This window comes from Streptococcus sciuri (assembly GCF_024814375.1).
GTDB classification, from domain to species: Bacteria; Bacillota; Bacilli; order Lactobacillales; family Streptococcaceae; genus Streptococcus; species Streptococcus sciuri.
In genome coordinates this window covers 1-488 of the sequence record NZ_JANUXX010000021.1, presented here as the reverse complement: position 1 = coordinate 488, position 488 = coordinate 1, and the positions used below count along the sequence as shown (strand labels likewise).

Here is a 488-nt window from a genome sequence, read left to right as displayed (position 1 = left end):
TCCAGATGACCCAACCAAGGTCAACCCAACTCCAGTGCCAAGTCTTGACGGATGGGAACCCGTTGATCCAAGTGACGTTACCCCAGACAATCCAACAACAGATACTCCTGTTAAGTACCGTCATAAAGTAAGCGTAGCTGAGGGACATCTCACTGTTCATTATGTGGATGAAGTGGGGAATCCATTACGACCATCTGAAACATCAGAAGATAAGCAAGGAACTCCATATCATACATCTCCTAAGGTGATTGAAGGTTATGAGTTGCTATCTGTTAAAGGTTCAGAGGAAGGACAGTTTACAGACGGTGAACAGATTGTAGTTTATGTTTATCGCAAGATTGTAGCCCCAGCCCCAATTCCTGACGATAAACCAGAAACGAAGCAAACTCACAGTGACGAGATTCCGAAAAAAGAAGTCACAACAGCACCACGTTCTCAAACTCCTAAGACAGTAGCAAAACAAGCGGTATTGCCATCTACAGGGGAAG

Annotated in this window: 1 protein-coding gene; it reads left to right on the top strand. The window is 44.7% G+C overall.

Translation table 11 applies throughout. From position 1 onward, the window contains the following. On the top strand, window positions 1–488 hold a 488-nt coding region (locus tag NXS10_RS08545), incomplete at both ends, for a MucBP domain-containing protein (RefSeq protein ID WP_259139445.1).